Here is a 15,036-nt window from a genome sequence, read left to right on the forward strand (position 1 = left end):
CTAAATCAGTAAGTTGGCAGCATCACCCCTTCGTTGCTGTTGCCGACCTGAATACCTTTGCGGCTGCGGCAGCTGCGGTATGTCGAACTCAGTCTGCGGTGAGTCAGCAAATGCAGCGTCTTGAGCAACTCGTGGGGAAAGAGTTGTTCGCGCGCCATGGACGCAACAAACTACTGACCGAACATGGTATACAACTGTTGGGTTACGCCAGAAAAATACTGCGCTTTAATGATGAGGCATGCTCATCATTAATGTTTAATAATCTTCAGGGAGTGTTAACTATCGGTGCTTCTGATGAATCAGCCGATACCATACTGCCTTTCCTGCTCAACCGAATAAGTTCGGTTTATCCGAAGCTTGCGCTGGATGTGAGGGTCAAGCGTAACGCCTACATGGTGGATATGCTGAAGTCGCAAGAAGTGGACTTGGTTGTGACTACCAACCGTCCTGGCGATTTTGAATGTCTGAATCTGCGTACCTCGCCAACGCATTGGTACTGTGCTGCCGAATATATTCTGCAAAAAGGTGAGCCGGTACCGTTGGTTCTGCTGGACGATCCGAGCCCGTTTCGCGATATCGTGCTGGCGACATTAAATGCTGCTCAGATCCCGTGGCGTCTGGCTTATGTCGCTTCAACATTACCTGCGGTTCGCGCGGCGGTAAAAGCAGGGCTCGGCGTCACTGCGCGACCTGTTGAAATGATGAGTCCGGATTTACGCGTACTGGGTGCCGCCGACGGATTACCGCCATTGCCTGATACTGAGTATCTGTTGTGCTGCGATCCGTCCACGCAAAATGAGTTGGCAGAAGTTATCTTTAAGTCGATGCAAACGTATCAAAATCCTTGGCAATACAATCAGTTTACCCCTGAAGGGGGAGATGACTCGCTGATTGTTGAAGGCGACTTTGAGTAATCCGTCACAAAAAATCGTTTTAAAATGTTAGTGTAAAAAAGAGCCACTGGTGATGAAAAAACATCCAGTGGCTCTTTTTTTATGCAAATATTGCCGCTTTATGTCATTTGCTATACTAAAACTTAACAAAATCAGAAGGTAAAAAAACGGCCTGACGCCTGGCTGAAAAATAAGCAGCAGCGTTACTAATTGTTTCCATGTTAAAAAACTAGAGAAATTGTTGCTGTTTTTTATGGTGAATTAACAAAAGCGTGTCACAGATCAAGAAAATACTCCCATTTAGGGGGAGGCATCTGGGTGAATTCCTGTCAAAATAGGTGAGTATTATCTTTTTTACTTCACTACGGACACGATTCAACAACATTAAAAATGACCGATGATGCGATCGAAATTGGTCTAAATAGCACTTTATGTTAATGAAGTTGGAGCGGTGTAAAATAATGTGAGGAAACTTTTGTTAAAGTTGACAAAAGGTTATAGAAAGGAGTAAAAAACCCCATCAATTAGCTGTATAAAATGGTTTTTCACAGTGATTGTAAGGTTTTTTTTATTCCTCCCCATGAATCGATGTGGCGTTCATCTGCCGAAAAGAGCAGAGAATTTGGCGCTACTTTTGATGAGTAAGCAATGAGTATGTCAACATCCACTGAAATCATCGCTCATCACTGGGCATTCGCTATCTTTCTTATTGTTGCCATTGGCCTGTGCTGCCTGATGCTCGTCGGCGGCTGGTTTTTAGGTGGTCGCGCGCGCGCGAGATCTAAAAACGTGCCGTTTGAATCAGGTATCGACTCGGTCGGCACCGCCCGCTTGCGCCTGTCTGCCAAGTTTTATCTGGTAGCCATGTTCTTCGTTATCTTCGACGTTGAAGCGCTGTATCTGTTCGCATGGTCAACTTCTATCCGTGAAAGCGGCTGGATTGGCTTTGTGGAAGCTGCAATTTTTATTTTTGTGTTACTGGCAGGTCTGGTTTATCTGGTGCGTATTGGCGCGCTGGACTGGACGCCCGCGCGTTCACGCCGCGAGCGTATGAACCCGGAAACGAACAGTATCGCTAATCGTCAACGCTAACCGCGAGGCATTAAGATGGATTATACGCTCACCCGCATAGATCCTAACGGTGAGAACGACCGTTACCCCCTGCAAAAACAGGAGATCGTAACCGACCCCCTGGAGCAAGAAGTTAACAAAAACGTGTTCATGGGCAAGCTGCATGACATGGTTAACTGGGGCCGTAAAAACTCAATTTGGCCCTATAACTTTGGCCTTTCCTGCTGCTACGTTGAGATGGTGACCTCGTTTACCGCCGTGCACGATGTGGCCCGTTTTGGTGCGGAAGTACTGCGTGCATCGCCGCGTCAGGCTGACCTGATGGTCGTAGCCGGAACCTGCTTTACCAAAATGGCGCCGGTTATTCAGCGCCTCTACGATCAGATGCTGGAACCGAAATGGGTTATTTCCATGGGCGCATGCGCCAACTCCGGCGGTATGTACGACATCTATTCTGTGGTGCAGGGCGTTGATAAATTTATTCCGGTCGATGTGTACATCCCGGGATGCCCGCCGCGTCCGGAAGCGTATATGCAGGCTCTGATGCTGCTGCAAGATTCCATTGGCAAAGAACGCCGTCCGCTCTCCTGGGTGGTTGGCGATCAGGGCGTTTATCGCGCCAATATGCAGTCAGAACGCGAGCGTAAACGCGGCGAACGTATTGCTGTAACGAATCTTCGTACACCAGACGAGATTTAATTTGCGCCTGTCGGCAGCAGCACTTCCTTCGCTTATCACTACATAAATAGCGCGAAGCACTGCCGACCACCACGGACCATTTGCAATGGTGAACAATATGACCGACTTAAGCGCGCAAGACGCTGTATGGCAAACACGGGATCACCTTGATGACCCGGTCATTGGCGAACTGCGCAACCGTTTTGGGCCGGATGCCTTTACCGTTCAGGCGACTCGCACCGGGGTACCTGTTGTTTGGGTCAAGCGTGAACAATTACTGGAAGTTGGCGATTTCTTAAAGAGACTGCCGAAACCTTACGTCATGCTGTTTGACTTACACGGCATGGACGAACGTCTGCGTACGCACCGCGAAGGGTTACCTGCCGCGGATTTTTCCGTTTTCTATCACCTGATCTCCATTGAACGCAATCGCGATATCATGCTCAAGGTGGCATTGTCTGAAAACGACCTGCGCGTACCGACGTTCACCAAACTGTTCCCGAACGCCAACTGGTATGAGCGTGAAACCTGGGAAATGTTTGGCATCGACATCGAAGGTCACCCGCACCTGACGCGTCTGCTGATGCCGCATACCTGGGAAGGTCATCCGCTGCGTAAAGACTACCCGGCGCGTGCGACCGAATTCGATCCGTTTGAGCTGACCAAAGCCAAACAGGATCTGGAAATGGAATCACTGACCTTCAAACCAGAAGAATGGGGCATGAAGCGTAGTTCCGAAAACGAGGACTTCATGTTCCTCAACCTCGGTCCTAACCACCCGTCTTCTCACGGTGCGTTCCGTATTGTGCTGCAGCTTGATGGCGAAGAAATCGTCGACTGCGTGCCTGACATCGGCTACCACCACCGTGGCGCTGAAAAGATGGGTGAACGTCAGTCCTGGCATAGCTACATTCCGTACACCGACCGTATCGAGTACCTCGGCGGCTGCGTTAACGAAATGCCTTATGTACTGGCCGTTGAGAAACTGGCTGGCATCACCACGCCGGATCGCGTCAACGTGATTCGCGTTATGTTGTCTGAACTGTTCCGTATCAACAGCCACCTGCTGTACATCTCCACGTTCATCCAGGACGTCGGCGCGATGACGCCGGTCTTCTTCGCCTTTACCGACCGTCAGAAAATCTATGACGTAGTGGAAGCGATCACCGGTTTCCGTATGCACCCGGCCTGGTTCCGTATCGGCGGTGTGGCACACGATCTGCCGCGCGGTTGGGACAAACTGCTGCGTGACTTCCTCGACTGGATGCCAAAACGTCTGGATTCCTACGAGAAAGCCGCACTGCGTAACACCATCCTGAAAGGCCGTTCGCAGGGCGTTGCCGCTTATGGTAAGAAAGAAGCGCTGGACTGGGGTTGTACCGGTGCTGCGCTGCGTGCGACCGGTATTGATTTTGACGTGCGTAAAGCGCGTCCATACTCTGGCTACGAAAACTTTGACTTTGAAGTCCCGGTTGGCGGCGGCGTGTCCGACTGCTATACCCGCGTGATGCTGAAAGTTGAAGAGCTGCGCCAGAGTCTGCGCATCCTTGAGCAGTGCCTCAACAACATGCCGGAAGGCCCGTTCAAAGCGGATCACCCGCTGACTACGCCGCCGCCGAAAGAGCGCACGTTGCAACATATCGAAACCCTGATCACCCACTTCCTGCAGGTTTCGTGGGGACCGGTTATGCCGGCAAACGAGTCCTTCCAGATGGTGGAAGCGACCAAGGGTATTAACAGTTACTACCTGACCAGCGATGGCAGCACCATGAGTTACCGTACCCGTATCCGTACCCCGAGCTATGCGCACCTGCAGCAGATCCCGGTAGCGGTACGTGGCAGCCTGGTGTCCGACCTTATCGTCCACCTGGGTAGTATCGATTTTGTTATGTCAGATGTGGACCGCTAATTATGCACGAGAATCAACAACCACAAACCGAGGCTTTTGAGCTGAGTGCGGCTGAGCGTGAAGCGATTGAGCACGAGAAGCACCACTACGAAGACCCGCGTGCGGCGTCCATTGAAGCGCTGAAAATTGTTCAGAAACAGCGTGGCTGGGTGCCGGATGGGGCGATCTATGCGATCGCTGATGTGCTGGGGATCCCGGCAAGCGACGTAGAAGGTGTTGCCACGTTCTATAGCCAGATCTTCCGCCAGCCGGTAGGTCGCCACGTGATCCGCTACTGCGACAGCGTGGTGTGCCATATCAACGGCTATCAGGGGATCCAGGCTGCGCTTGAGAAAAAACTCAACATCAAGCCGGGGCAGACGACCTTTGACGGTCGTTTTACGCTGCTCCCGACCTGTTGCCTGGGGAACTGCGATAAAGGGCCGAACATGATGATCGATGAGGATACTCATGCTCACCTGACCCCGGAAGGCATTCCCGAACTGCTGGAGCGGTATAAATGAAAGACATTATCCGTACTCCCGAAACGCATCCGCTGACCTGGCGTCTGCGTGATGACAAACAGCCGGTCTGGCTGGACGAATACCGTAGCAAGAACGGCTACGAAGGTGCGCGTAAGGCCCTGACCGGGCTGTCACCGGACGAAATCGTTAACCAGGTAAAAGACGCTGGCCTGAAAGGGCGCGGCGGTGCGGGCTTTTCCACCGGTCTGAAGTGGAGCCTGATGCCGAAAGACGAATCCATGAACATCCGTTACCTGCTGTGTAACGCCGATGAAATGGAGCCGGGTACCTATAAAGACCGTCTGCTGATGGAACAGCTGCCGCACCTGCTGGTGGAAGGCATGCTGATCTCCGCGTTTGCGCTGAAAGCGTACCGTGGTTACATCTTCCTGCGTGGTGAATATATCGAAGCGGCTGTGCATCTGCGTCGCGCGATTGCCGAAGCAACCGAAGCCGGCTTGCTTGGCAAAAACATCATGGGCACCGGTTTCGACTTCGAACTGTTTGTCCACACCGGGGCAGGGCGCTATATCTGCGGTGAAGAGACGGCGCTGATTAACTCCCTTGAAGGTCGTCGTGCTAACCCACGCTCTAAGCCGCCGTTCCCGGCAAGCTCTGGCGCTTGGGGTAAGCCGACCTGCGTTAACAACGTCGAAACCCTGTGTAACGTACCAGCTATCCTCGCGAACGGCGTGGAGTGGTATCAGAACATTTCGCAGAGCAAAGACGCGGGCACCAAGCTGATGGGCTTCTCAGGTCGCGTGAAGAACCCTGGCCTGTGGGAACTGCCTTTCGGTACTACCGCGCGCGAGATCCTCGAAGATTACGCGGGCGGCATGCGTGATGGCCTGAAATTCAAAGCCTGGCAGCCGGGCGGCGCGGGTACTGACTTCCTGACTGAAGCGCACCTCGATCTGCCGATGGAATTCGAAAGCATTGGTAAAGCCGGTAGCCGTTTGGGCACCGCGCTGGCAATGGCCGTCGATCACGAGATTGGCATGGTTCCTCTGGTGCGTAACCTCGAAGAGTTCTTTGCCCGCGAGTCCTGCGGCTGGTGTACGCCGTGCCGTGACGGTCTGCCGTGGAGTGTGAAAATTCTGCGCGCGCTGGAGCGTGGCGAAGGCCAGCCTGGGGATATCGAGACGCTTGAGCAACTGTGTCGTTTCCTCGGCCCGGGTAAAACCTTCTGTGCACACGCCCCGGGTGCGGTGGAGCCGCTGCAGAGCGCCATTAAATATTTCCGCGAAGAATTCGAAGCTGGCATCAAGCAGTCCTTCAGCAATACCCATCAGATTGGTGGTATTCAGCCGAACCTGCTGAAAGAGCGCTGGTAATAGCAGGGTAACCCTGAATCGCGATCAGAAATTCGATTAACGCTCGGTTTTAGACCGAGCCAACTGGAAGCATGCTGACTATGGCTACGATTCATGTAGACGGCAAAGAATATGAGGTCAACGGAGCGGACAACCTGCTGGAAGCTTGTCTGTCTCTCGGCCTTGATATTCCGTACTTTTGCTGGCACCCGGCGCTGGGAAGCGTCGGTGCTTGCCGCCAGTGTGCGGTGAAGCAATATCAAAACGCGGAAGACACGCGTGGTCGCCTGGTGATGTCTTGTATGACACCGGCCACCGAAGGCACCTTTATTTCAATTGATGACGAAGAAGCGAAACAGTTCCGCGAAAGCGTAGTGGAGTGGTTGATGACTAACCACCCGCACGACTGTCCGGTCTGTGAAGAGGGCGGTAACTGCCACCTTCAGGATATGACCGTCATGACCGGTCATAGCTTCCGCCGCTACCGCTTCACGAAGCGTACACACCGCAACCAGGACCTGGGGCCGTTCATCTCTCACGAAATGAACCGCTGCATCGCCTGCTATCGCTGCGTACGTTACTACAAAGATTACGCCGATGGTGCGGATCTGGGCGTCTATGGCGCACATGACAACGTCTACTTTGGTCGTCCGGAAGACGGTACGCTCGAAAGCGAATTCTCCGGTAACCTGGTGGAAATTTGCCCGACCGGCGTCTTCACCGATAAAACGCACTCCGAGCGTTATAACCGTAAATGGGACATGCAGTTTGCGCCGAGCATCTGCCAGCAGTGTTCTATCGGCTGTAACATCAGCCCGGGCGAGCGCTACGGTGAACTGCGTCGTATCGAAAATCGCTACAACGGTACCGTTAACCACTACTTCCTCTGCGACCGTGGTCGTTTTGGCTATGGTTACGTGAACCTGAAAGACCGTCCACGCCAGCCGGTACAGCGTCGTGGCGATGACCTGATCACGCTGAACGCCGAACAAGCGATGCAGGGCGCGGCAGATATTCTGCGTCAGTCGAAGAAAGTGATTGGTATCGGCTCCCCGCGTGCCAGCGTTGAAAGTAACTTTGCGCTGCGTGAACTGGTCGGTGCGGATAACTTCTATACCGGTATTGCCCAGGGCGAGCAGGAACGTCTGCAACTGGCTCTGAGCGTGCTGCGTGACGGCGGTATTCATACCCCGGCACTGCGCGAAATCGAGTCATACGATGCGGTTCTGGTGCTGGGGGAAGATATCACCCAGACTGGGGCACGCGTTGCGCTGGCGGTACGTCAGGCGGTGAAAGGTAAAGCGCGTGAGATGGCGGCGGCTCAGAAAGTGGCTGACTGGCAGATTGCGGCAATCCTTAATATCGGCCAGCGTGCCAAACACCCGCTGTTCGTGACCAACGTCGATAACACCCGTCTGGATGATATCGCGGCATGGACCTACCGTGCGCCGGTTGAAGATCAGGCGCGTTTAGGTTTCGCGATCGCCCATGCGTTGGATAACAACGCACCGGCGGTTGACGGTATCGACCGTGACCTGCAGAACAAAATTGACGTCATCGTTCAGGCTCTGGCTGGGGCGAAGAAACCACTGATTATTTCCGGTACCAACGCCGGTAGCGCCGACGTGATTCAGGCTGCTGCCAACGTGGCGAAGGCGCTGAAAGGCCGTGGCGCAGACGTCGGAATCACCATGATTGCTCGCTCTGTCAACAGTATGGGGCTGGGTATGATTGGCGGTGGTTCCCTCGACGACGCGCTGACCGAACTGGAAACAGGTCGTGCTGACGCCGTTGTGGTGTTGGAAAATGACCTGCATCGCCATGCTTCAGCAACGCGTGTGAACGCCGCGCTGGCGAAAGCGCCGCTGGTACTGGTTGTTGACCATCAGCGCACGGCTATTATGGAAAACGCCCATCTGGTGCTTTCCGCCGCTAGCTTCGCCGAAAGCGATGGTACGGTAATTAACAACGAAGGTCGCGCCCAGCGTTTCTTCCAGGTCTATGACCCATCCTACTACGACAGCAACACCGTAATGCTGGAAAGCTGGCGCTGGCTGCACTCGCTGCACAGTACCGTGCAGAGTCGTGAAGTGGACTGGACGCAGCTCGACCATGTTATCGACGCGGTCGTTGAGAAGTTACCGCAGTTGGCGGGTATTAAAGATGCCGCGCCGGATGCAAGCTTCCGTATCCGTGGACAGAAACTGGCACGTGAACCGCACCGCTACAGTGGCCGTACTGCAATGCGCGCCAACATCAGCGTCCACGAACCGCGCCAGCCGCAGGACAAAGACACCATGTTCGCTTTCTCTATGGAAGGGAACAACCAACCGTCTGCGCCGCGTTCGCAAATTCCGTTTGCCTGGGCTCCGGGCTGGAACTCCCCACAGGCGTGGAACAAGTTCCAGGATGAAGTGGGCGGTAAACTGCGTCATGGCGATCCGGGCGTGCGTCTGATCGAAGCTTCGGCAGATGGTCTGGATTACTTCACAACCGTTCCGGCGAGCTTCCAGGCTCAGGATGGTCAGTGGCGTGTCGCGCCTTACTATCATCTGTTTGGTAGTGACGAAATGTCCCAGCGTGCGCCTGTCTTCCAGACCCGTATGCCGCAGCCGTACATCAAACTCAACCCGGCTGATGCCGCGAAGTTGGGTGTGAATGCCGGTACGCGCGTTTCTTTCAGCTACGATGGCAACACGGTTACGCTGCCGGTTGAAATCGCTGAAGGATTAACGGCAGGGCAGGTTGGTTTGCCAATGGGTATGCCTGGCATCGCGCCGGTTCTGGCTGGTGCACGTCTTGAGGATCTGCAGGAGGCACAACAATGAGTTGGATTACACCCGATCTGATTGAGATCCTGCTGAGCGTTCTCAAAGCGGTCGTGATTCTGCTGGTGGTGGTCACCTGCGGGGCATTCATGAGCTTTGGCGAACGTCGTCTGCTCGGTCTGTTCCAGAACCGTTACGGACCGAACCGTGTTGGCTGGGGCGGTTCGCTCCAGCTGGTTGCGGACATGATCAAGATGTTCTTTAAAGAAGACTGGATCCCGAAATTCTCGGATCGCGTCATCTTTACCCTGGCACCGATGATCGCCTTCACCTCGCTGCTGCTGGCTTTCGCCATCGTGCCGGTGAGCCCGAACTGGGTGGTTGCTGACCTGAACATCGGGATCCTGTTCTTCCTGATGATGGCAGGCCTCGCGGTATACGCGGTGTTGTTCGCAGGCTGGTCCAGTAACAACAAATACTCGCTGCTCGGTGCGATGCGCGCGTCTGCGCAGACGCTGAGCTACGAAGTATTCCTCGGACTTTCCCTGATGGGCGTGGTGGCGCAGGCCGGTTCATTTAACATGACCGACATCGTCAACAACCAGGCTGATATCTGGAACGTTATTCCGCAGTTCTTTGGTTTTGTCACCTTTGCCATCGCGGGCGTGGCGGTGTGTCACCGTCACCCGTTTGACCAGCCAGAAGCCGAGCAGGAACTGGCCGACGGTTACCACATTGAATACTCCGGTATGAAATTCGGTCTGTTCTTCGTGGGTGAGTACATCGGCATCGTCACCATTTCTGCACTGATGGTTACCCTGTTCTTCGGTGGCTGGCATGGTCCGTTCTTACCGCCATTCGTCTGGTTCGCGCTGAAAACCGCGTTCTTCATGATGATGTTCATTTTGATTCGTGCGTCGTTACCGCGTCCTCGTTATGACCAGGTAATGTCCTTCGGCTGGAAAGTCTGTCTGCCGCTGACGCTCGTCAACTTGCTGGTAACGGCGGCTGTCATTCTCTGGCAGGCGCAATAAGGGACACAAAGACCATGACCTTAAAAGAATTGTTCGTAGGTTTCGGCACCCAGGTACGCAGTATCTGGATGATCGGCCTGCATGCGTTCGCGAAACGCGAAACGCAGATGTACCCGGAAGAGCCGGTCTATCTACCGCCCCGTTTTCGTGGTCGTATCGTTCTGACCCGTGACCCGGACGGCGAAGAGCGCTGCGTTGCCTGTAACCTGTGTGCGGTAGCGTGTCCGGTAGGCTGTATCTCTTTGCAAAAAGCAGAGACCAAAGACGGCCGCTGGTATCCAGAGTTTTTCCGCATTAACTTCTCACGCTGCATTTTCTGCGGCCTGTGCGAAGAAGCCTGTCCGACAACGGCTATTCAGCTGACTCCAGATTTCGAGCTGGGTGAGTACAAGCGCCAGGACCTGGTTTACGAGAAAGAGGATCTGCTGATCTCCGGTCCGGGTAAATACCCGGAATATAACTTCTACCGGATGGCAGGTATGGCAATCGACGGCAAAGATAAGGGCGAAGCAGAGAACGAAGCCAAGCCTATCGACGTCAAGAGCCTGTTACCGTAAGGAGAGGGGCAATGGAGTTCGCTTTTTATATCTGTGGCCTGATAGCCATTCTCGCAACCTTGCGGGTGATCACCCACACCAATCCGGTACACGCACTGCTGTACCTGATTATTTCGCTGCTGGCGATTTCCGGGGTGTTCTTCTCGTTAGGTGCTTACTTCGCGGGGGCGCTGGAAATAATCGTCTACGCGGGCGCCATCATGGTGTTGTTCGTGTTCGTGGTCATGATGCTCAACCTCGGTGGTTCTGAAATTGAACAGGAACGCCAGTGGCTGAAACCGCAGGTGTGGATTGGACCGGCGATTCTGTCGGCCATCATGCTGGCGGTTATTGTTTATGCCATTCTGGGTGTTAACGATCAGGGCATCGACGGGACGCCAATTAGCGCGAAAGCTGTCGGTATTTCCCTGTTCGGACCGTATGTACTGGCGGTCGAGCTGGCTTCGATGCTGCTGCTGGCAGGTCTGGTTGTAGCCTTCCACGTAGGGCGCGAAGAGCGTTCTGGTGAAGTGCTGAGCAATCGCACCGATGACCGCGCGAAAAGAAAAACGGAGGAGCACGCATGATCCCCTTACAACATGGACTGATCCTCGCGGCTGTCTTATTCGTACTGGGCTTAACCGGTCTGGTTATCCGCCGCAATCTGCTGTTTATGCTGATCGGGCTGGAAATCATGATTAACGCCTCCGCGCTGGCCTTCGTGGTCGCCGGAAGCTACTGGGGCCAGACCGATGGTCAGGTGATGTATATTCTCGCCATCAGCCTTGCGGCTGCGGAAGCGAGCATTGGACTTGCGCTGTTGCTGCAACTTCATCGCCGTCGCCAGAACCTGAACATCGATTCAGTAAGTGAGATGCGTGGATGAACATGCTTGCCTTAACCATTATTCTGCCATTTATTGGCTTTGTATTACTGGCGTTCTCTCGCGGTCGTTGGTCAGAAAATCTGTCCGCGACCGTGGGCGTCGGGTCGATTGGCCTGGCGGCGCTGGTGACCGCGTTTGTTGGCGTTGACTTCTTTGCTAATGGTCAACAGGCCTACAGCCAGCCGCTGTGGACGTGGATGTCTGTCGGTGACTTCAATATCGGTTTTAACCTGGTGCTGGACGGCCTGTCGCTGACCATGCTCAGTGTGGTGACCGGTGTGGGTTTCCTGATCCACATGTTCGCCTCCTGGTATATGCGCGGTGAAGAGGGATACTCCCGTTTCTTCGCCTACACCAACCTGTTTATCGCCAGCATGGTGGTTCTGGTACTGGCGGATAACCTGCTGCTGATGTACCTCGGCTGGGAAGGCGTGGGCCTGTGCTCCTATCTGCTGATCGGTTTCTATTACACCGATCCGAAGAATGGCGCTGCGGCAATGAAAGCCTTCGTCGTGACCCGTGCGGGTGACGTGTTCCTCGCCTTCGCATTGTTTATCCTCTACAACGAGCTGGGCACGCTGAACTTCCGCGAAATGGTGGAACTGGCACCTGCTCACTTTGCCGATGGTAACAACATGCTGATGTGGGCAACCCTGATGCTGCTGGGCGGTGCGGTGGGTAAATCCGCGCAGCTGCCGTTGCAGACATGGCTTGCTGACGCGATGGCAGGTCCGACGCCTGTCTCCGCGCTGATCCACGCCGCGACGATGGTTACCGCCGGTGTCTACCTGATTGCACGTACTCACGGCCTGTTCCTGATGACGCCGGAAATCCTGCATCTGGTGGGGATTATCGGGGCTATCACTCTGGTACTGGCTGGTTTCGCCGCGCTGGTACAGACCGACATCAAACGCGTTCTCGCATACTCCACCATGAGCCAGATTGGTTATATGTTCCTGGCTCTCGGGGTTCAGGCGTGGGACGCGGCGATTTTCCACCTGATGACGCACGCCTTCTTTAAAGCGCTGCTGTTCCTGGCATCCGGCTCGGTTATCCTGGCCTGTCACCACGAACAGAACATCTTCAAGATGGGCGGTCTGCGTAAGTCTATTCCGCTGGTGTATCTCTGCTTCCTGATCGGTGGCGCGGCGCTGTCGGCTCTGCCGCTGATTACCGCAGGCTTCTTCAGTAAGGATGAGATTCTGGCCGGTGCGATGGCGAACGGTCATATCAATCTGATGGTTGCAGGTCTGGTTGGTGCGTTCATGACCTCTCTGTACACCTTCCGTATGATTTTCATCGTGTTCCACGGTAAAGAGCAAATTCACGCTCACGCAGGGAAGGGGATTACACATCATCTGCCGCTGATTGTGCTGATGATCCTGTCCACCTTCGTTGGCGCACTGATTGTGCCACCGCTGCAGGGTGTACTGCCTGCGACGACCGAGCTTGAGCATGGTCGCGTGATGACCCTGGAAATTACCTCCGGTATCGTCGCGATTGCAGGCATTCTGATCGCTGCATGGCTGTGGCTGGGTAAACGTACGCTGGTGACGTCGATTGCCAACAGTGCGCCAGGCCGTCTGCTGGGTACCTGGTGGTATAACGCCTGGGGCTTCGACTGGCTGTACGACAAAGTGTTCGTCAAGCCGTTCCTGGGCGTTGCATGGCTGCTGAAACGCGATCCGCTGAACGCAATGATGAACATTCCGGCGATCCTTTCCCGCTTTGCAGGTAAAGGCCTGTTGTTAAGCGAGAACGGCTATCTGCGTTGGTATGTAGCATCAATGAGCATCGGTGCCGTCGTTGTGCTGGCTCTGTTGATGGTACTGCGTTGATCGTAAAGTGAATTTTATCCAAATTCGTTGAAAATCAGGCCTCTATTAGGGGCCTTAAAAAGGAATAAAAATCGCCATGTTACTACCCTGGCTAATATTGATTCCCTTTATCGGTGGCTTCCTGTGCTGGCAGACCGAACGCTTTGGCGTGAAGGTGCCGCGTTGGATCGCGCTGATTACCATGGGACTGACGCTGGCGCTTGGCCTGCAACTTTGGTTGCAGGGCGGCTATTCACTGACGCAATCCACTGGCATTCCGCAGTGGCAGTCTGAGTTTGTCCTGCCGTGGATCCCACGCTTTGGCATCTCGATTCATCTTGCTATCGACGGTCTGTCGCTGCTGATGGTGGTGCTGACCGGCCTGCTCGGTGTTCTGGCGGTACTTTGCTCCTGGAATGAAATCGAAAAATACCAGGGCTTTTTCCACCTGAACCTGATGTGGATCTTAGGCGGCGTAATCGGCGTGTTCCTTGCCATCGACATGTTCCTGTTCTTCTTCTTCTGGGAAATGATGCTGGTGCCGATGTACTTCCTGATCGCGCTTTGGGGGCATAAAGCCTCTGACGGTAAAACGCGTATCACGGCAGCAACCAAGTTCTTCATTTATACCCAGGCGAGTGGTCTGGTGATGTTGATTGCCATCCTGGCGCTGGTGTTTGTGCACTACAAAGCGACCGGTGTGTGGACTTTCAACTATGAAGAATTGCTGAATACTCCGATGTCCCACGGCGTGGAATACCTGCTGATGCTGGGCTTCTTCATCGCTTTCGCGGTGAAAATGCCGGTGGTTCCGCTGCACGGCTGGTTGCCGGATGCTCACTCCCAGGCACCGACCGCAGGTTCCGTTGACCTGGCAGGTATCTTGCTGAAAACCGCAGCCTACGGTCTGCTGCGCTTCTCCCTGCCGCTGTTCCCGAATGCGTCAGCGGAGTTTGCACCTATCGCAATGTGGCTTGGCGTCATCGGCATCTTCTACGGCGCGTGGATGGCCTTTAATCAGTACGACATCAAACGTCTGATTGCTTACACCTCCGTATCCCACATGGGCTTCGTACTGATTGCTATCTACACCGGCAGCCAGTTGGCATACCAGGGTGCGGTGATTCAGATGATCGCGCACGGCCTGTCCGCAGCCGGTCTGTTCATCCTGTGTGGTCAGCTGTACGAACGTCTGCACACGCGTGATATGCGTATGATGGGCGGCCTGTGGGGCAAAATGAAATGGTTGCCTGCGCTGTCAATGTTCTTTGCAGTGTGTACGCTGGGTATGCCGGGTACAGGTAACTTCGTTGGCGAATTTATGATTCTGTTCGGCAGCTACCAGGTGGTTCCGGTTATTACCGTGATCTCGACATTTGGTCTGGTGTTTGCTTCTGTTTACTCGCTGGCGATGCTGCATCGCGCTTACTTTGGTAAGGCGAAGAGCCAGATTGCCAGTGTTGAACTGCCAGGGATGTCGCTGCGTGAGCTGTTTATCATCCTGTTGCTGGTCGTGCTTCTGGTACTGCTTGGCTTCTATCCGCAGCCGATTCTGGATACCTCGCATTCTGCGATGAGCAACATCCAGCAGTGGTTTGTTAATTCCGTTACTACTACAAGGCCGTAAA

Annotated in this window: 12 protein-coding genes and 1 pseudogene; all 13 read left to right on the top strand. The window is 54.3% G+C overall.

The genetic code is table 11. The annotated features are described in order from the left end of the window. Nucleotides 1–29: 29 nt before the first annotated feature. Nucleotides 30–914: pseudogene (gene lrhA, locus HV334_RS08090) on the top strand (transcriptional regulator LrhA); the annotation flags it as partial. Between the two features lie 627 nt (nucleotides 915–1,541). Next, nucleotides 1,542–1,985, top strand: a complete 444-nt coding sequence (nuoA, locus tag HV334_RS08095; protein ID WP_003028077.1) for an NADH-quinone oxidoreductase subunit NuoA — start codon at nucleotides 1,542–1,544, stop codon at nucleotides 1,983–1,985. Nucleotides 1,986–2,000: 15 nt separating this feature from the next. Beyond that, nucleotides 2,001–2,663, top strand: a complete 663-nt coding sequence (nuoB, locus tag HV334_RS08100; RefSeq protein ID WP_003028075.1) for an NADH-quinone oxidoreductase subunit NuoB — start codon at nucleotides 2,001–2,003, stop codon at nucleotides 2,661–2,663. A gap of 85 nt (nucleotides 2,664–2,748) precedes the next feature. Beyond that, nucleotides 2,749–4,551 carry an NADH-quinone oxidoreductase subunit C/D gene (nuoC, locus tag HV334_RS08105; protein WP_181221392.1) on the top strand — a complete coding sequence of 601 codons (1,803 nt, stop codon included), beginning with the start codon at nucleotides 2,749–2,751 and terminating at the stop codon, nucleotides 4,549–4,551. 2 nt (nucleotides 4,552–4,553) lie between these two features. Next, nucleotides 4,554–5,054: an NADH-quinone oxidoreductase subunit NuoE gene (gene nuoE / locus HV334_RS08110; protein WP_003028069.1), complete on the top strand. Its 501-nt coding sequence runs from the start codon at nucleotides 4,554–4,556 to the stop codon at nucleotides 5,052–5,054. Further along, nucleotides 5,051–6,388: an NADH-quinone oxidoreductase subunit NuoF gene (nuoF, locus tag HV334_RS08115; protein ID WP_016153836.1), complete on the top strand. Its 1,338-nt coding sequence runs from the start codon at nucleotides 5,051–5,053 to the stop codon at nucleotides 6,386–6,388. Before nuoE ends, nuoF begins: the two co-directional genes overlap by 4 nt. Before the next feature lie 80 nt (nucleotides 6,389–6,468). Further along, nucleotides 6,469–9,195, top strand: a complete 2,727-nt coding sequence (gene nuoG, locus HV334_RS08120) for an NADH-quinone oxidoreductase subunit NuoG (RefSeq protein WP_181221393.1) — start codon at nucleotides 6,469–6,471, stop codon at nucleotides 9,193–9,195. Then, nucleotides 9,192–10,169 (top strand): NADH-quinone oxidoreductase subunit NuoH, encoded by a 978-nt coding sequence (nuoH, locus tag HV334_RS08125; RefSeq protein WP_016153834.1) that lies wholly within the window; start codon nucleotides 9,192–9,194, stop codon nucleotides 10,167–10,169. Before nuoG ends, nuoH begins: the two co-directional genes overlap by 4 nt. 14 nt (nucleotides 10,170–10,183) lie before the next feature. Beyond that, nucleotides 10,184–10,726: an NADH-quinone oxidoreductase subunit NuoI gene (gene nuoI / locus HV334_RS08130; protein ID WP_003028062.1), complete on the top strand. Its 543-nt coding sequence runs from the start codon at nucleotides 10,184–10,186 to the stop codon at nucleotides 10,724–10,726. 11 nt (nucleotides 10,727–10,737) lie between these two features. Then, entirely contained in the window at nucleotides 10,738–11,292 is a 555-nt protein-coding gene (gene nuoJ, locus HV334_RS08135; RefSeq protein ID WP_016153833.1) for an NADH-quinone oxidoreductase subunit J, read from the top strand. Beyond that, nucleotides 11,289–11,591 carry an NADH-quinone oxidoreductase subunit NuoK gene (gene nuoK, locus HV334_RS08140; RefSeq protein ID WP_006683663.1) on the top strand — a complete coding sequence of 101 codons (303 nt, stop codon included), beginning with the start codon at nucleotides 11,289–11,291 and terminating at the stop codon, nucleotides 11,589–11,591. Before nuoJ ends, nuoK begins: the two co-directional genes overlap by 4 nt. Next, entirely contained in the window at nucleotides 11,588–13,429 is a 1,842-nt protein-coding gene (nuoL, locus tag HV334_RS08145; protein ID WP_181221394.1) for an NADH-quinone oxidoreductase subunit L, read from the top strand. The genes nuoK and nuoL overlap by 4 nt, the downstream gene beginning before the upstream one ends. 76 nt (nucleotides 13,430–13,505) lie before the next feature. Then, a complete protein-coding gene (gene nuoM, locus HV334_RS08150) occupies nucleotides 13,506–15,035 on the top strand; it encodes an NADH-quinone oxidoreductase subunit M (protein WP_016153831.1) in 1,530 nt (509 codons plus the stop codon). Nucleotide 15,036: the final 1 nt, after the last annotated feature.

This window comes from Citrobacter sp. RHBSTW-00944 (assembly GCF_013615435.1).
GTDB classification, from domain to species: Bacteria; Pseudomonadota; Gammaproteobacteria; order Enterobacterales; family Enterobacteriaceae; genus Citrobacter; species Citrobacter braakii.